The organism is Microbacterium sp. SA156, from assembly GCF_049065455.1.
GTDB classification, from domain to species: Bacteria; Actinomycetota; Actinomycetes; order Actinomycetales; family Microbacteriaceae; genus Microbacterium; species Microbacterium barkeri.
Genome location: NZ_JBAKGU010000004.1, coordinates 135,311 through 152,944, shown reverse-complemented (window position 1 = coordinate 152,944; position 17,634 = coordinate 135,311). Strand labels below are relative to the sequence as shown.

General features: G+C 73.0%; 12 protein-coding genes. 6 read left to right on the top strand and 6 right to left on the bottom strand.

Features of this window, described 5'->3' with window-relative positions:
* The first annotated feature begins 115 nt into the window (after positions 1 to 115).
* The gene (locus ACOWU6_RS05505) at positions 116 to 4,897 is read left to right on the top strand and encodes a lamin tail domain-containing protein (protein ID WP_421075000.1); all 4,782 of its coding nucleotides are present in this window, start codon (positions 116 to 118) and stop codon (positions 4,895 to 4,897) included.
* A 63-nt stretch (positions 4,898 to 4,960) separates the two neighbouring features.
* Here ACOWU6_RS05505 and ACOWU6_RS05500 read toward each other — a convergent pair whose 3' ends face one another.
* Positions 4,961 to 5,515 carry a nucleotidyltransferase family protein gene (locus ACOWU6_RS05500; protein WP_282979289.1) on the bottom strand — a complete coding sequence of 185 codons (555 nt, stop codon included), beginning with the start codon at positions 5,513 to 5,515 and terminating at the stop codon, positions 4,961 to 4,963.
* 74 nt (positions 5,516 to 5,589) lie between these two features.
* Here ACOWU6_RS05500 and ACOWU6_RS05495 point away from each other — a divergent pair, with 74 nt between their 5' ends.
* The 4 genes from ACOWU6_RS05495 to ACOWU6_RS05480 all read left to right on the top strand — a co-directional run bounded on the left by ACOWU6_RS05495 (position 5,590) and on the right by ACOWU6_RS05480 (position 11,708).
* Entirely contained in the window at positions 5,590 to 6,690 is a 1,101-nt protein-coding gene (locus tag ACOWU6_RS05495) for an XdhC family protein (protein WP_282979288.1), read from the top strand.
* Positions 6,691 to 6,775: 85 nt separating this feature from the next.
* Complete coding sequence (locus ACOWU6_RS05490; protein WP_421074999.1) at positions 6,776 to 8,158, top strand: 8-oxoguanine deaminase; 1,383 nt, start codon at positions 6,776 to 6,778, stop codon at positions 8,156 to 8,158.
* Entirely contained in the window at positions 8,149 to 8,985 is an 837-nt protein-coding gene (locus tag ACOWU6_RS05485; protein WP_421074998.1) for an FAD binding domain-containing protein, read from the top strand. The genes ACOWU6_RS05490 and ACOWU6_RS05485 overlap by 10 nt, the downstream gene beginning before the upstream one ends.
* Positions 8,982 to 11,708: a molybdopterin-dependent oxidoreductase gene (locus ACOWU6_RS05480; protein WP_421074997.1), complete on the top strand. Its 2,727-nt coding sequence runs from the start codon at positions 8,982 to 8,984 to the stop codon at positions 11,706 to 11,708. Before ACOWU6_RS05485 ends, ACOWU6_RS05480 begins: the two co-directional genes overlap by 4 nt.
* Here ACOWU6_RS05480 and ACOWU6_RS05475 read toward each other — a convergent pair.
* Positions 11,693 to 12,445: an SDR family NAD(P)-dependent oxidoreductase gene (locus ACOWU6_RS05475; protein ID WP_374727761.1), complete on the bottom strand. Its 753-nt coding sequence runs from the start codon at positions 12,443 to 12,445 to the stop codon at positions 11,693 to 11,695. The genes ACOWU6_RS05480 and ACOWU6_RS05475 overlap by 16 nt on opposite strands.
* A gap of 172 nt (positions 12,446 to 12,617) precedes the next feature.
* Between ACOWU6_RS05475 and ACOWU6_RS05470 the strand changes: the two genes are divergently transcribed.
* Positions 12,618 to 14,051 (top strand): NCS2 family permease, encoded by a 1,434-nt coding sequence (locus ACOWU6_RS05470; protein WP_374727779.1) that lies wholly within the window; start codon positions 12,618 to 12,620, stop codon positions 14,049 to 14,051.
* 3 nt (positions 14,052 to 14,054) lie between these two features.
* Here the strand turns inward: ACOWU6_RS05470 and add are convergent, their stop codons facing one another.
* The 4 genes from add to ACOWU6_RS05450 are packed head-to-tail and all read right to left on the bottom strand — an operon-like array spanning position 14,055 to position 17,629.
* Positions 14,055 to 15,089, bottom strand: coding sequence for an adenosine deaminase (add, locus tag ACOWU6_RS05465; RefSeq protein WP_324012911.1), 1,035 nt, complete (start codon positions 15,087 to 15,089; stop codon positions 14,055 to 14,057).
* A gap of 20 nt (positions 15,090 to 15,109) precedes the next feature.
* Positions 15,110 to 15,946 (bottom strand): ABC transporter permease, encoded by an 837-nt coding sequence (locus ACOWU6_RS05460; protein WP_271173438.1) that lies wholly within the window; start codon positions 15,944 to 15,946, stop codon positions 15,110 to 15,112.
* Positions 15,943 to 16,827: an ABC transporter permease gene (locus ACOWU6_RS05455; protein ID WP_421074996.1), complete on the bottom strand. Its 885-nt coding sequence runs from the start codon at positions 16,825 to 16,827 to the stop codon at positions 15,943 to 15,945. Before ACOWU6_RS05455 ends, ACOWU6_RS05460 begins: the two co-directional genes overlap by 4 nt.
* On the bottom strand, positions 16,817 to 17,629 hold the full coding sequence (locus tag ACOWU6_RS05450) for an ABC transporter ATP-binding protein (RefSeq protein WP_421074995.1): 813 nt from the start codon (positions 17,627 to 17,629) through the stop codon (positions 16,817 to 16,819). The genes ACOWU6_RS05455 and ACOWU6_RS05450 overlap by 11 nt, the downstream gene beginning before the upstream one ends.
* Positions 17,630 to 17,634: the final 5 nt, after the last annotated feature.

Genomic DNA, 17,634 nt, shown 5'->3' with positions numbered 1-17,634 from the left:
CTGTCGTTCACCGTTCGGACAGCGGGCGTCACCGCGAGGTTGACCGGGATCGCTAGCGTGCGGGTCATCGCCGTCTCGACGGCCCCTCTCCCGCATCTCTCCCGGAAGCACCCTCATGCCCGAACATCGTTCGGCGCGCCCGGGGCTCACGCGGTCGCTCGCCTTCGCGACGACCGCCGTGATCCTCGCGGGCTGCGCTGCCCTCGTCCCCGTCTCGGCGACCGCGGCGGAAGGAGGTGCCACGCCGCCCGTGTTCGTGTCGGAGATCCTCGCGAATCCCGCGGGAGCCGACGAGTTCGAGTACATCGAGGTGACCAATCCGACCGATGCGCCCGTGCCGCTCTCGAGCCTCTCCTTCGCGTACACCTACGTCGACTCGGCCGACACGGCGCGCGACGTCGCGCTCACGGTGGACGGCGACGCGACGATCGCCCCCGGCGGGTCGGTCGTGCTGTGGGTGAGCTACGCGAACAGCGACGGCACGCTCGACTCCTTCGCGCGCACGGCGGACGAGTTCCGCGCGGCCACCGGCACGCCCGAGGGCACGCAGGTGCTCCGCGTGACCGGACAGCCGGGGATGGCCAACGGCGGCGGGCGCGGCATCCGCGTGAGCGACGCCCACGGCATCCTCACCTGGTCGTTCTACCCGACCGATTCGATGGCGACCGATCTCGGCGTCGACTTCTCGGTGCCATCCGCCGTCGGCGAGCCCGCCCCGGTCGTGGCGACCCGCACGGCGATGACCCCCGGCGCGGTCTCGCCCGCGCAGCTCACGCCCACGACGCCCGAGCCCGAGCCCACCGAGACCCCCGAGCCGACCGCGACGCCTGAGCCGACGCCCGGCGATCCGGCCGACATCGGCGTGCTCGAGCCGGACCCGTCGGTCGTCGCCGCGCCGCTGCAGATCACGGAGGTGCTCCCGGATTCGGAGAACGTCGGCGGCGCCGACGGCTACGAGTTCATCGAGGTCTACAACGCCACGAGCGCTCCGATCGACTTCGCGGACTACGCGATCACCTACCTGTACCCGCAGGACTACGAGACGAACACCAACGAGGCGCTGTGGCCGTCGTCGCCGCGCGACGTCCTGATCCCGGGCGGCGAGACGCTCGTCCTCTGGATCAAGAACGCCGGCAACGCGGGTCTCGGCGCCGCCGACTTCAACGCGAAGTTCGGCACCGACCTCGTCGCCGGCGAGAGTCTCGTCGAGATCGCGTCGGCTGGCATGGCCAACGGCTCGGCGCGCGGTCTCGACATCCGCACGAACACGGGCTTCAGCATCAACCGCGCCTACTACAACATGGCGGGAGCCGACGACGTCGACGCCGATCGCGGCATCCGCTACACGGCCTCGGACGACCTCGCCCTGCAGTCGATCGTCGATGCGCGCGCGGCGTCGCCGGGTCGCGTCCAGGTCGATCAGGTGCCGTCCGGCCTCGCGGTCGTGGCCGACGACGCGGTCGCGCCGTCTCTCGCCGACCGCACGGTCGCCGAGATCGACCCGGCCGCCGGCTTCACGGTCGATCTCTCCGTGACCGACGACGTGCGCGTGCGCACGGTCTCGCTCGAGATCCGCAACGACGTCGACCCGGAGTCGCGCGTCGTCAACCTCGTCCACGCCGCAGACGACGAAGCGGCCTACCGGCACACCATCGGCGCCGCCGACCTCATGGGCAAGAGCTGGTACGAGTACACCGTCGTCGCGACCGACGGCGTCAACGAGATCCGCACGGACACGCGACGCGTCCCGGTCGCGGGCGCGTCGACCGATCCCGTCCGCCTCAATGTGTCCGACGGGCAGTTCGTGGGCGGCACGACGACCGTGTCGGCGGCGGGAGAGGACTTCCCGCCCGCGCTCGACCTCGCGATCGACGGCACGTCGGTGCCGACGCGCGCGTCGCTCGAGCACGAGCCGCAGTTCGTGTTCGAGACGTCGCAGACCGACTTCTACTTCCGCAACGGCGTGCGGATCGGCGAGGAGATCCTGCACATCTTCGACGAGGGCACGTACGAGCGCACCGAGACGATCGCCGTCCCCGTGCCGCTCGAGCACATCGCGCAGGGTGCGCCGCTCTCGGTCGACATCTGGGCGGGCACGAAGGCCGGCCCGTGGATCGACGAGTTCGAGAACAACGACGACTTCGTCATCTCGGGCATGCGGCTCGTCCTGCCGGATGGGCGCACGCTGCGCCCCGAGGGCTACGACGACCCGACGCGGATCATCCAGATGGGCGACAGCGCGGGCAAGAACGACATGTTCGCGTCGGTCTTCGCGATCCCCGACGACGCGTTCACGGCGGTCGCGCACGACTGGGACACGACGGCGACCGCCGACGGCGCCCATGAGGTGGGCGCGACCGACGGCACGCACGCCGCGACCGCGCAGGTCACGGTCGACAACACGGCCCCCGAGATCGCACCCGCGATCGAGGACGGGCGCGTGTACCAGGGCGAGATCGTCCTGGACGCCGAGGTGTCGGATGGCGCGGGCTCGGGCGTCGCGGAGGTCGTCGCGACCCTCGACGGCGAGCCGGTCGAGCTCGGCACGCGGACCTCCTCCGTCGAGCTCGCAGCCGGGGAGCACGTGCTCGCCGTCACGGCGACCGACCACGTCGGCAACGCGGGCGAGTCCACGACGACCTTCACGGTGCCCGAGGAGCAGCCGGGCGCCGACGGCTTCGCCCCCGATGAGGGCGCCGAGGTCGAGGCCGGCGACGTCATCCTGCAGGCGACGGTCACCGACCCCACGGGCGACCCGCTCGACGTCTCGTTCCGCGAGGGGCACCGCTTCGAGCTGGGCGATGAGGAGGTGACCGCGGCGAGCGGCACGACGCACGACGCGTCGGCCCTCGAGCGCGACCTCGAGCCGTCGGCCGAGCCCGCGCCATCCGCCGGTGCCGCAGCGGCCGCAGCGGACCTGCCGACGACCACGGGGCTCGCCCCCGTGGCGTCGACCGACGCGCTGCCGTACTACACGTTCGACGTCGCCGTCCCCGACGACGCGGGCGAGGGCGCGACCGCGCGTCTCACCTGGTCGGGCTCGGCCGATGCGCACGCGCAGGTCATCCTGTACGCGCTCGCGGCCGACGGCGCCTCATGGATCGAGATCTCGCGTCACCTCACGGCCGCCGAGGGCGAGGAGTTCACGCTCGCCGGCTCGATCCCCGTGGCCGACGCCGCGCACGACGGCGTGATCACGGCGCTCGTGCAGCACTCCGAGGGATTCGCCGGCGCGAACCTCTCGACGCGCGAGTCGGAGGTCGCCCCCGCGCATCCCGACGACACGCCCCGCTCGGAGTACGACTTCACGATCGCGTGGGAGTCGGACACGCAGTACTACAACGAGGAGTTCACCCAGCACCAGGCGGCGATCCACGACTACGTGCTGGGGCAGCGCGAGGCGCAGAACATCCAGTACCTCATCCACACGGGCGACGTCGTGGACGACTACGACCAGGAGTACCAGTGGCTGAACGCCTCCCCGCAGTACGCGCGCCTCGATGACGCCGGTCTGCCCTACGGCGTGCTCGCGGGCAACCACGACGTCGGGCACGGCGTGAGCGACTACGCGAACTTCTCGCGGTACTTCGGGGAGGCGCGCTATGCCGACCGACCCTGGTACGGCGAGAGCTTCGAGGACAACCGCGGTCACTACGACCTCATCACCGCGGGCGGGATCGACTTCATCATGCTCTACATGGGATGGGACCCCCAGCAGAGCGCGATCGACTGGATGAACGAGGTGCTCGCGCAGCACCCCGAGCGCATCGCGATCATCAACCTGCACGAGTTCATGCTCACGACGGGCGGACTCGGACCCGTGCCGCAGCAGATCATGGACGAGGTCGTCGCGACCAACCCCAACGTGCGACTCGTCTTCTCGGGGCACTACCACGACGCGTTCACGCGCGTGGACGAGTTCGACGACGACGGCGACGGCGTCGCCGACCGCAAGGTCCACGCGATGCTGTTCGACTACCAGGGCCTGCCCGAGGGCGGTCAGGGCTTCCTGCGCCTGCTGCAGTTCGACAACGTCGGGCAGCGGATGGCCGTGCGCACGTTCTCGCCGTCGCTCCAGCGCTACAACTCCGACGAGCCGAGCCTGCTGGGCCCCGCCGAGGACCCCTACCTGCACCAGGACTTCGAGGTGCCCTACGCGGATCTCGGGATCGCACCGAGCGACAAGACGCTCGCGACCTCCGCGTTCACGGCGGAGATCCTCACCGCGAACGAGATCGACGCCCTCGCCGGCGTCGAGAGCGGCACCGTGGCTGCGGTCAAGTGGCCGCTCGAGGTGCTCGGCGACCACGGCTGGTTCGTGGAGACGCGCGACCCGCACGGCGCCGTCGAGGTCTCGGCCGTGCGCACCTTCACCCTCATCGAGGCGACCGAGGAGCCGGGCGAGACGCCTGGTCCGGGTGAGACGCCTGGTCCGGGTGAGACGCCCGGGTCCGAGCAGACGGGCGAGACGCCCCGGCCGGAGGAGACGCCGGACTTCGGCGAGGGCCCGGGCGGACCGGACTCCGAGGAGACGCCCGAGCCGGAGGCGCCCGCGGGCACCCCCGAGCCCGAGGAGACGCCGAAGCCCGAGGGGTCGCCCTCGCCCGAGGCTCCGCGCCCCGAGGAGACGCCGGCGCCGCAGGCCCCCGCCCCGGAGCAGTCGCCCGAGTCGGAGGCCCCGGAGTCGGAGCAGCCGGTTCCGCCGGCCGAGTCGACGCCGGAGGCTGCCCCCGAGGACACGGCGCCCGAGGACACCCGCGAGGAGCCGACCGCTGACGAGCAGCGGGAGCTCGAGCCGACCGGCATCACGATGGCCGCGACGCTCGTGGCCGCCGCGCTCGCGCTCATCGCGCTCGGAACGGCGCTCGTCGCCCGCGCCCGCACGCGCCGCAGCTGACACCGCGCACCCGAAGCGGCCGGATCCCGATGGATCCGGCCGCTTCGGCGTCTCTCGCTTCCCTCAGCGCGTGTCGATGTCCTCGCCCGACCACAGGTCGCCGCACTCGACCTCACGCACGCGGTTCGCGACGAGGTAGGGGCGCGCTCCCCGGTCGCCCGACAGCGAGGCCGTCAGCGCGTCGACGTGCGCGGAGCCGATGACGGCCGGATGGCCGGGCCGGCCCCGGTAGACGGCCTGCGCGAGGGCGGTCGGCGGATCGCCCGCGGCCGCGAGCACGCGCCGGACGGCCGTGCTCGGCAGCTCGGGGACGTCGACGGTCGCGACGACGACCGCGTCCGCGCCCGCAGACGCGGCGAGCGCGGAGCGCAGGGTGGCGGACATGCCGTCCTGCCAGTCGGATGCCACGACGATGTCGGCGCGGTCCGGCACGAGTGAGCGCGCCGCTGCGGCCCGCGCTCCCAGGGCGACGACGACGCGATCGCAGCCGCCCTCCTCGAGCGCCGCGACGACGCGGGCGAGCCAGGGCGTGCCATCCGCCGTGCGCGCGAGCGCCTTGGGCCCGCCGAAGCGCGTGCCGGCGCCGGCCGCCAGCACGATCCCGCAGATCGCCGCCATCCTCCGACCGTAGCGCGCCGATCTCACAGCGCTCCTGTCTTCTCCGTGAAACATGCGGAGGGATAGCGTGGAGCATGCTCGAACTCGCGTCGGCTCTCCTCGATCGGCTCGCGCGCGGCCGACGCGCCGCCGTGATCACCGTGACCCGCGTCGCGCGCAGCGCGCCCCGGGGCCTCGGCGCGTCGATGGCCGTGACGGATGAGGGCGAGGTCGTGGGCTCGATCTCGGGCGGATGCGTCGAGGGCGACGCGGTCGTCCTCGCGCACGCCGTGCTGGCCGACGGCGTCGCCCGCACCGCGACCTTCGGCTTCGACGACCGGACGGCGCACGCGGCGGGCCTCGCGTGCGGCGGCCAGGTCGACGTCATCGCCTACGAGGTCCGCGCCGCCGACCCCGTCGCGATGCGGGCGCTCGAGCGGGCGGCGGATGGCCGCGCGGCGACCGTCGGGATCGTCCTGGAGGGCGCGGACCGCGGTCGGATCGTGGCCTCGCGCGACCTCGGCCCCGCGTCGTCGGCCGCGTTCGACGCCGCTGCGCTCCTCGCCGAGACGCGGGTCGTCGGCCGTCCGGCGGTGCTGGCGGTCTCGAGCGCCCCGCGACCGCGCCTCATCCTCGCCGGCGCGACCGAGCACGCCGCGGCGCTCTGCCGCGTCGGCGCGGCGGCGGGCTTCGCCGTGACCGTCGTCGATCCGTGGGAGCTGCTCGTCACGCGCGAGCGGTTCCCCGATGCCGACGACCTCGTCGTCGCCCTCCCGCACGAGCACCTCGCGCGCCTTCCGGAGAGCGCGGTCGACGCGCGCACGGCCGTGTGCGTGCTCACCCACGACGCGCGGCTCGACGTGCCGGCCATCCGCCAGGCCCTCGCCCTGCCGATCGGGTTCGTCGGCGCGCTCGGCGCCCGCGCGACCGTCGCGCGGCGCGCCGAGCTCCTGCGGGCGGAGGGCGTCTCCGACGCCGACCTCGCGCGGCTGCACGCCCCGCTCGGGCTCGACCTGGGCGGCTCGACGCCCGAGGAGACGGCGGTCGCGATCCTCGCGGAGATCCTTGCCGCCCGGCATGGGGGAACCGGCGCGCCGCTGCGCGAGCGGACCGGGCCGCTGCACCGCGACCGCCCGGCGGCCGAGGCCGCGTGCGCGGCTCCTCCGCGTAACACCGCCGTGACACGGGGTTCCTAGGATCGGCGTGAGCGTGTCCTATCACCATGACTCCGCGCACGTCAGGGCGGGGACTGCGACGTCCGTCACAGACCCCAGGAGCGCCATGAGCACCATCGCACCCGCCCGCACGATCATCGAGGGCGGCTACGTCGTCACGGTCGACCAGCACGGGACCGAGCACCGCACGGGTCACGTGGTCATCGAGGGCGGGCGCATCGCCGCGGTGGGAGCGGGGGCCGCCCCGCCCGAGCTGCGCGCGGGCGCCGAGGTCGTCGACGCGACGGACTGCCTCGTCACCCCGGGCCTCGTGAACACCCACAACCACCTCTTCCAGTGGCTCACCCGAGGGCGCGCGCAGGACGCCATCCTCTTCGACTGGCTGACGGCGCTCTACCCCCTGTGGTCGCACATCGACGCCGACCTCACGGGCGAGGGCGCCGCCGGCGCGATGGCCGTGCTCGCCCGCTCGGGCTGCACGACCGTCGCCGACCACCACTACGTCTTCCCGCAGGGCTCCGGCGACATCGTCGGCGCGCTCGTCGCGGCCGCCGACGAGATCGGCGTGCGGCTGCACGCGACCCGCGGGTCGATGGACCTCGGCGCCTCGCAGGGCGGGCTGCCGCCGGACGCCGCCGTCGAGGAGACGGACGCCGCCCTCCGCGCATCGCAGGAGGCGGTCGAGCGCTGGCACGACCCGAGCCCGGACTCGCGCGTCCACATCGCGATCGCGCCGTGCTCGCCGTTCTCGGTCACCGGCGACCTGCTGCGCGAATCGGCGGCCCTGGCTCGCGCCCTGGGCGTCCGCCTCCACACGCACGCGTCCGAGACCGCCGAGGAGGACGCGTTCTGCGCGGAGCGCTTCGGGATGTCGCCGACGGCGTATCTCGAGGGCCTCGGCTGGCTGGGTGACGACGTCTGGATGGCGCACGCCGTGCACCTCGACGACGCCGCCGTCGCGCGGTACGCGGCCACCGGCACGGGGGTCGCCCACTGTCCGTCGTCGAACGGGCGCCTGGCGGCCGGGATCGCGCCCGTGCGCGCGATGCTCGACGCGGGCGTGCCCGTCGGGCTCGGCGTCGACGGGGCGGCGTCCAACGAGTCGGGGCAGCTCGGGGTCGAGATCCGCGAGGCCGTGCTCATGGGCCGGCTCCGCTCGGGTGCTGACGGGATGAGCGTGCGGGACGCCCTTCGGATGGCGACGGCCGGCGGCGCGCGCGTCCTCGGACGCGAGGACGCGATCGGGGCGCTCGAGCCCGGACTGCTCGCGGACGTCGCCGTGTGGTGGATCGGGGGCGTCGAGCACGCCGGCATCCTCGACCCGGTCGCGGCGCTCGGCCTGGGCGCCCTGCCGCCGCTGCGGCGGCTTCTCGTCGGCGGGCGCACGGTCGTGGCGGACGACGTGCTCGTCTCCTCCGACGAGGGGCGGATCGCCGAGCGGGTGACCGCCGCATCGCGCGCGCTGGCGGAGCGGGCGTCATGGATCTGAACGCCGTCGAGACCTACCGGCGCGCACGCACGCGCGCCGACCTCGCCCTCGCGCCGGGCGAGGTGCCGCTCGCGGGCGGCACGCTGCTCTTCAGCGCGCCGAGCCCGCTCATCACGGGGCTCGTCGACCTCACGACGCTCGGCTGGCCCGACCTCGAGCCGTCGGCTGACGGCCTGCGCATCGGCGCGACCTGCCCCATCGCGCGCCTCGTCGCGTTCGCGGAGGGCCGCGACGCGCTGCGCCCCGATCCGACCTGGACGGCCGTGCCCCTCTTCGCCGACGCCGCGCACGCCCTCCTCGCCTCCTTCAAGATCTGGAACACCGCGACGGTCGGCGGCAACATCGCCCAGTCCTACGCCGCGGCGGCCATGGTCGCGCTCGGCACGGCCCTCGACGCCGAGGCGCTCATCTGGCCCCCCGACGGAGGCGAGCGCCGGATGCCCGTGGCCGAGATCCCGGCAGGGAACGGCCTCAGCTCGCTCGGTGCGGGAGAGATCATCCGCGCCATCGACATCCCCGCGCGGGCCCTGCGGTCGCGGGCCGCGCTGCGTCGGATCGCGCTCGCCGAGCTCGGACGCTCGGGCGCCGTCGTGACCGGCCGGGTGGACGAGGGCGGAGCCGCGGTGTTCGGCATCACGGCGAGCGTCGCGCGCCCCGTCGTGCTGCGCTGGCCATCCCTCCCGAGCGCGGCCGACCTGAGGGCCGCGGTGGCCGGGGCCCAGGGCTGGTACACCGACCCCCTGGGCGCCGCCGACTGGCGCCGCGGCGTCTCGGTCGTCCTCGCGGAGCGCTGCCGCGCGGCCCTCCCGGAAGGAGACGCGGAATGAGGTTCACGGTCAACGGCTCCCCCGTCGACGCCGATCCGCGCCCCGGTCAGTGCCTGCGCACGCTCCTGCGCGAGCACGGGCACACCGAGGTGAAGAAGGGCTGCGATGCGGGCGACTGCGGCGCGTGCGGCGTGCTCGTCGACGGCGTCCCTGTCCACTCGTGCCTCATCCCCGCCGTGCGCGCCGAGGGCGTCGCGGTCACGACGGCGGCCGGGCTCGCTCCGGGCGACGAGCTCCACCCCGTGCAGGAGGCGCTCGCGACCGGGTTCGGGTTCCAGTGCGGGTTCTGCACGCCGGGGATGAGCGTGACCGCGTCGTGCCTGCAGCCGGGCGACGAGCGAGACCTCGACCGGCGCCTCAAGGGCAACCTCTGCCGCTGCACGGGATACCGCCCGATCCGCGAGGCGATCGCGTCGACGCTCACGGCCGTGCGTGACACCAGGTCCGGCTCGTCCCAGGAGGAGGCCGGCGGCGTCGGCCGGTCCGTCGTGCCGGAGGCAGCCCGCCGCATCGTGCAGGGGCGCGAGCCGTACACGTTCGACGAGGTGCCGGACGGGGCGCTCATCCTGCGCGTCCTGTCGTCGCCCCACGCGCACGCCCGCATCACGTCCATCGACACGACCGCGGCCGAGGCGGTGCCGGGCGTCGTGGCGGTCTTCACGCACCGCGACGTGCCCGGCATCCGCTACTCGACGGGGCGCCACGAGCACCGCACCGACGACCCCGACGACACGCGCATGCTCGACGACGTCGTGCGGCACATCGGTCAGCGCGTCGCGGCCGTCGTCGCCGAGACGGCGGCGGCGGCCGAGCGCGCCTGCGGTCTCATCGCGGTCGCCTACGAGCCGCTCCCCGCCGTCTTCGACCCCGAGGCCGCGCGCACACCGGGTGCTCCGGCCATCCATCCCGACCGCACGCCCGACGACCGCGTCGCGGATGCCGCGCGCAACGTCGTCGGCGCCGTCCACACGGGGCGGGGCGGCGACATCGACGCCGCGCTCGCGGCGAGCGCCGTCACCGTCGCGGGCACCTGGCAGACGTCGCGCACGTCGCACGCGCAGCTCGAGACGCACGGCGCGGTCGGATGGCTCGAGGGCGACGTCCTGACCATCCGCTCGTCGACGCAGGTCCCGTTCCTCACCCGCGACGAGCTCGCGCGCATCCTCGAGCTGCCGCGCGAGCGCGTCCGCGTCTTCGCGCCCCGCGTCGGCGGCGGCTTCGGCGGCAAGCAGGAGCTCCTCGCGGAGGACGTCGTCGCGCTCGCCGTGCTGCACACGGGGCGCCCCGTCGCGTACGAGTTCTCCCGCGCGGACGAGTTCCTCCGGGCGCCCGTGCGGCATCCGATGCGCGTGAGCGTCGAGCTGGGCGCGGATGCCGACGGCAGGCTCACGGCGATGCGCCTCGACGTGCTGAGCGACACCGGCGCGTACGGCAACCACGCGCTCGGCGTGCTCTTCCACGGCGTCGCCGAGTCGGTCACGATCTACCGCACGCCCGTGCTCCGGCTCGACGCCGAGGTCGTCTACACGAACAACCCGCCGTCGGGGGCCTTCCGCGGATACGGCCTCGGGCAGGTCATGCTCGGCATCGAGTCGGCCATGGACATGCTCGCCGAGCGGCTCGGTCTCGATCCGTTCGAGGTTCGGCGCCGCAACGCCGTGCGCGAGGGCGACCCGATCCTCGCGGCCGACGGCCACGTCGAGGACGACCTCGTGTGGGGCAGCTACGGGCTCGATCAGTGCCTCGACCTCGCCCAGGAGGCGATGCAGCGCGGTGACGGCGAGACCGCGCCCGACGGCTGGCTCGTCGGCGAGGGGATGGCCGCCGCCATGATCGCGACGATGGCGCCCTTCGGCCACGTGGCGCACGCGTCGGCATCGCTGCGGCCCGACGGAGTCTTCGAGCTGCGCACGGGCACGGCCGAGTTCGGCAACGGCACGACCACCGTCCACCGGCAGATCGCGGCGAGCGCGCTCGGCGTGCCGCTCTCCATGATCCGGCTCGCCCACGCCGACACGGCGCTCGTTCCGCACGACACCGGCGCGTTCGCGTCGGCCGGCACGACCGTCGCCGGCAAGGCGCTCCACGCCGCCTGCCTCGCGCTGCGCGAGCGGATGGTCGGGCTCGCTGCCGCGCGCACGGGCGCCTCCCCGGCGGAGTGCGCGCCCACGGCCGAGGGCGTCGCGACCCCGGCGGGCGTCATCCCCTTCGCGGAGCTCGCGGGGCCCGACGGGATCACCGCGGCCAGCGAGGAGCACGGCGACCGCCGCTCCCTCGCGTTCGACGTGCACGCCGTCCGCGTCGCCGTCGACCCGGAGACCGGCGTCGTCCGCATCCTGAAGTCGGTCCACGCGGCCGACGCGGGCTTCGTCATGAACCCCGCGCAGTGCCGCGGCCAGGTCGAGGGAGGCGTCGCCCAGGGCATCGGCGGGGCACTCTACGAGGAGGTGCTCGTCGAGGACGGGGTCGTGCGGAATCCGATGTTCCGCACGTATCGGGTTCCGCAGTCGGCCGACATCCCCGACACCGAGGTGCTCTTCGCCGACACCGCCGACGCGCTCGGCCCGTTCGGGGCCAAGTCGATGAGCGAGTCCCCCTACAACCCCGTGGCGCCGGCCATCGGCAACGCGATCGCGCGCGCCATCGGCCGGCGCCCCTTCCATCAGCCGTTCACCCGCGAGCGCGTGTGGCGGCTGCTGCAGGACGGTCAGACGGCGGTGTAGCCGCCGTCGATGAGGTAGTAGCCGCCGGTCACGAACGACGCGTCGTCGGAGAGGAGGAACCGGACGACCTTCGCGACCTCCTCTGCCCGGCCCAGCCGCCCGAGCGGGTGCTTGGCCTTGAGCGCCTCGAGCGCCTCGGCGGGCAGCTTCTGCAGGAGCGGGGTGTCGATGTAGCCGGGCCCGACCGCATTGATGCGCAGCCCCTGCGCGCCGTACTCGGCGGCGGCGTTCTTCGTGAGGCCGACGACCGCGTGCTTCGAGGCCGTGTACGCGGAGTTGCCGAGTGCGGCGACCATCCCGTGGATCGACGCCATGTTCACGATCGCGCTCTCGCCGGCTCCGGCCTCGAGCATGGCGGGGATCTGGTGCCGCATGCCGTAGAGCACGCCGTCGAGGTTGATGCCGATGACGCGGTTCCAGTCGTCCACGTCGATCTCGCCGGTCGGCGCCTGGCGGCCGCCGATCCCGGCGTTGTTGACCGCGTAGTTGAGGCGGCCGAACGTCTCCTTGGCGAACGCGACCGCCTTCTCGCTGTCCTCGGCGACCGAGGTGTCGGCGCGGAACGCCGCGGCCTCGCCCCCGGCAGCGGCGATGTCGTCGGCCACGCGCTGCGCGGCATCCAGGTCGATGTCGGTCACGACGACCTTCGCGCCGTGGGCCGCCAGGTCCTTCGCGATGGCCTCGCCGATGCCCGATCCGCCGCCCGTGACGAGGGCGACCCTTCCGTCGAATGACATAATGTTCCCTTCGATCTCCTGCGCGAAGATCCATGCCTTTGCATGAACCCTGACATCTAGACTACGCCTGTCGAAGACAGGCGGGTCGATGCGCGCGCAGCCCGCAACTGCCATCCTGAACCCGTGACCCGTGCGGCTCCACCCCTCACCCCGATGGAACGATGACCCTATGATGAGCACCCCTGCGCCCCGCGGCGCCCTCGACCGCTTCTTCCGCATCACCGAGCGCGGCTCGACCGTCGGCACCGAGATCCGCGGCGGCCTCGTCACCTTCTTCGCGATGTCGTACATCGTGGTGCTGAACCCGCTCATCATCGGCACGTCGGCGGACGGCACGGGAGAGTTCCTCGGCGGCGGCGACGCTCCGAACCTCAGCATGATCGCGTCGGCGACCGCTCTCATCGCGGGCATCATGTCGATCCTCATGGGCGTCGTGGCGAACTTCCCGCTCGCGATGGCGGCGGGCCTCGGCCTCAACGCGGTCGTGACCTACTCGATCGCCGCGATCCCTGGCGTGACCTGGGCCGACGCGATGGGCGTCATCGTGATCGAGGGCCTGCTCATCCTGCTCCTCGTGCTCACCGGGTTCCGCGAGGCCGTCTTCCGAGCCGTCCCGACGCCGCTGAAGACCGCGATCGGGGCGGGCATCGGCCTGTTCATCACGCTCATCGGCCTCGCGAACGCGGGCTTCGTGACCGGCGACGGCGCGACCATCCTCGCCCTCGGCAACCTCGGCACGTGGCCGATCCTCGTCTTCGTCGTGGGGCTCGTCCTCGCGATCGTCCTGCACGCGCGCCGGGTGAAGGGCGCCATCCTCATCTCGATCCTCGTCGCGACCGCGCTCGCGATCCTCCTCGAGAACACCCTCCACATCGGCGCGCGCGGCGACGAGAACCCCGGAGGCTTCAACTCGCCCCCGACGTTCTCGGGCGTCATCGCCGTGCCCGACTTCTCCCTCATCGGGCAGTTCAACCTGCTCGGCTCGGTGCAGAGCATCGGCATCGTCACCCTCGTGCTGCTCGTCTTCACCCTGCTGCTCGCCGACTTCTTCGACACCATGGGCACGATGGTCGCGATCGGCGCCGAGGCGAAGCTGCTCGACGCGAACGGGAACCCGCCGCGCACGAAGCAGATCCTCATCGTCGACTCGCTCGGCGCCGTCGCGGGCGGCGTGGGCTCGGTGTCCTCGAACACCGCCTTCGTCGAGTCGACCGCGGGCGTCGGCGACGGCGCGCGAACCGGCCTCGCGTCGGTCGTCACCGGCATCGCGTTCCTGCTCTCGACCCTCTTCGCGCCGCTCGTCGCGCTCGTGCCCTACGAGGCCGCGGCCCCCGCGCTCGTGCTCGTCGGCTTCCTCATGCTCACGCAGGTCGCCGGCATCGACTGGAAGAACATCGAGGTCGCCCTGCCGGCCTTCCTCACGATCGTCATCATGCCGTTCACGTACTCGATCGCCGACGGCATCGGCGCGGGCTTCATCGCCTACATCATCGTGAAGCTCGCCCGCGGCAAGGTCGGCGACGTGCACTGGCTCATGTGGCTCGTCGGCGCGCTCTTCGTCGTGTACTTCACGATCGAGCCGATCCGGGCGCTGCTCGGGGCGTAGCGCTCACTCCGGCAGCGGCACGCCGTGCGCCTGCGCGCAGTCGACGACCGACGCGATGTAGGCCGCGCGGCGCGCGGGCGTGAGCCACGCGGCCTCGAAGGAGTTGATCGCGAGCCGGGCGAGGTCGGCGGCGGAGAGATCCGCGTGCTCCGCGAGGGCGACGTAGTTGTCCGCGACGTAGCCGCCGAAATAGGCCGGATCGTCGGAGTTGACCGTCACCCGCACGCCCTCGCGCAGGAGCTGGACGATCTCGTCCGCCTTCATCTCCTCGGTCACGAACGAGTTCGACACGGGGCAGGTCGTGAAGCCGAGCCCGCGCTCGCGGGCGACGGCGACGAGCGCCGGGTCCTCGACGATGTTCGTGCCGTGGTCGATGCGGTCGACGCCGATCTCCTCGATCACCTGGCGGATGTGCTCGATCGAGCCGGGCTGGTCGATGTCGCAGTGCATTGTCGTGAAGAAGCCCTCCGCCTTCGCACGGGCGAACACCTCGGCGAACTTCGCCGGCGGATTGCCGCGCTCGTCCGAATCGAGTCCGACCCCGATGATCCAGGCACGGTAGGGCAGCGCCTCCATGAGGGTCGACATCGCGTGCTCCGCCGTGAAGTCGCGGAGGAAGCAGAGGATGAGCTCGGCCGAGACGCCGAGCTCATCCTGCGCGCGCACGACCGCACGGCGGTAGCCGGCGATGACGTCGGCGAACGGCACCCCTCGGCTCGTGTGCGCCTGCGGGTCGAAGAACATCTCGACGTGGACGACGCCCTGCTCCCTCGCCTTCTGCAGGTACGCCCACGCGAGATCGTGGAAGTCGTCGGCGGTCTGCAGCACGGTCATCGCGGGGTAGTACACGGCGAGGAAGCTCGTCAGATCGGTGAAGTCGTAGCTGGCGACGACGTCCTCGACGGTCTTCTCGGCGAGCGCGATGCCGTTGCGGGCGGCGAGCGCGAACTTCAGCTCCGGCTCGAGGGTCCCTTCGAGGTGGAGGTGCAGCTCGGCCTTCGGCAGGGCGCGCGCGAACGCGCGGAGGTCGGTGGTCATGGGTTCCCTTCGATGCGAGCTCAGGCGCGATCCGCCATGCCCATCCGGGCGAGGACGACGGACTCGACGACGGCCACGAGATTGTAGATCACGAGGGCCGCGGCCGTGACGAGCACGACCGCCGACCACAGGGCGGAGAACTGCGCCTGCGAGCTGTACGCGCCCACGGCTCCGCCGATCCCGCCGCCCACCGCGAGCCATTCGGCCAGCAGCGCGCCCGTGATGGCCCCCGGCACCGAGATCCGCACGGCGGCGAGGAGCGAGGGCAGCGCGCTCGGCAGCGCGACCTTCCGCAGGGCCGTCCACGCCGATCCGCCGTAGACGTGGATGACGTCGCTCATCTGCGGAGAGACCTGCCGCAGCCCGAACACGATGTTGACGAGCGCCGGGAACAGCACGACGATGCCGCCGATCACCGCGACGGTGGCCGCGCTGCGCCCGAACAGGAGGATGATGACGGGCGCCATCGCCACGAGCGGCACCGAGCGCAGCAGCATCGCGAGCGGCATGAGCGCGTGCTCGAGCCCCCGGCTCAGCTGGAACCCGATCGCGACGAGCAGCGCGACGACGAGCCCCGCGACGAACCCGATCGCGGCGTCCTGGAGCGTGGTGACGAGCTGGCCCATCAGCAGCGCACGGTTCTCCGCCGCCTCGGGTGCCGCGACGAGGAAGGTCCAGACGTCGAGCGGCCCCTTCCCGACGTAGGGCGACACGCCCGTCGCCCACAGCAGGCCCTGCCAGAGGACGAGCACCGCCGCGAGCGTGAGGCCGAAGGTCGCGAGACTCGATCCGAGCGCGCGGAGGGTGGCCCGTCGCGCCTCGCGCCGGATGTCCGCCGCGGCGCCTCCCGCGCTCATGCCGCGCCCTTCGCCCAGGGCGCGACGAGACGCGCCACGACGCCGAGGAGCGCGAATCCGGCGAGCGCGACGAGACCCGACACGAGCGCGAGGCCCCACACGCGCGGCGCGTCGAGGCCCTGCTGGGCGGCGATCATCGCCGGGCCGACGCCGGACTGCACCTTGCCGAAGAACTCTCCGAGAACCGCGCCGAGGAAGGCGGCCGGCACGGCGACCTGGAGGGCGTTCAGGACGGATGGCAGCGCCGCGACGATGCGGACCTTGCGCAGCTGCGTCAGGCGCGAGCCGCCGTAGACGGTCACGACGTCGAGAGCGGAGCGGTCCGCGGCCTTGAGGCCGAGCAGCGTGCTCACGACGGTCGTGAAGAACACCGACAGCGCCGCGAGGAACACGGCGTTGCCCGCCGGGTGCCCCGCAGGGGGCACCGGGATGATGACGACGAGCACGATGCCGATCGCGACGATCGGGATGCAGTAGGTCAGGATCGCGAGCTGCATCACGAGGCCCTCGAGGCGCGGCACGACGAGCACCGCGGCCGAGAGGACGAGGGCGATGGCGTTGCCCCACAGGTACCCGATGCCGGCCTCGGCGAGGGTGACCGCGAAGTTGCGCGCGTAGAAGTCCCATCCCGCCGAGACGATGCCGACCACGACCTCGGGCGGCGTGGGGACGGCGCGGACGCCGGCGCCCACGCCGGCGAGCGCGGTCTCGGCGAGCACCCACCATGCGATGACCACGCCCACCAGCCCGATCGCGCCGACGAGCCAGGACGGGAGGCGCACGTCCTCCCACGCGATGCGCGCGCGGCGTCCGTCCGGGGCCTGGGCCGCAACCGCCGCGAGCGCGTCGCCCGAGCCGCCGCCCACCCCGTCAGCGCTCATCGTCGCCCCCTCCGAACAGGAGCTCCGATGCCTGGTCGACGTACGCGTGGAACTCGGGCGTGCGCATGAGCTCGGGGGTGCGCGGCCGCGGCAGGTCGATGTCCATGACCGCCTTGACGCGCCCGGGCCGAGGGCTCATCACCGCGACCTTGTCGCTGAGGAAGATCGCCTCCGAGATGCCGTGCGTCACGAGCAGGGTCGTCGCGGGCTTCTCGGTCCAGATGCGCAGCAGCTCGAGGTTGAGCCGCTGCCGCGTCATGTCGTCGAGCGCGCCGAAGGGCTCGTCGAACAGCAGCACGTCGGGCTTCAGGACGAGCGAGCGCGCGATCGAGACGCGCTGGCGCATCCCGCCGGAGAGCTGCGCGGGGCGCGCCTTCTCGAAGCCGGTGAGGCCGACGAGATCGATGAGCTCGCGCACGTAGTCCCTGTCGACAGCCCGGCCGGCCACCTCGAACGGCAGCTGGATGTTGGCCTGCACGCTGCGCCACGGCAGCAGCGCCGCGTCCTGGAACGCGATGCCCAGTCGGTTCTCGCGGCGCAGGTCCTCTGGGCTGCGTCCGTCGACGAGGATCGTGCCGCTCGTGGGCTCCTCGAGGCCCGCGAGGATCCGCAGGATGGTCGACTTGCCGCACCCGGACGGTCCGAGGAGCGAGAGGAACGCTCCCCGATCGGTGTGCAGGTCGGCGTCCTGCAGAGCCACGACGCTGCGGCGCCCCGAGCGGAACACCTTGTTCAGCCCCGTGATCTGCAGCCCGGTCCCCGCCGTCGACGCGGGGATCGCGGGGATGGCCGTGTCGGTCACGTGTG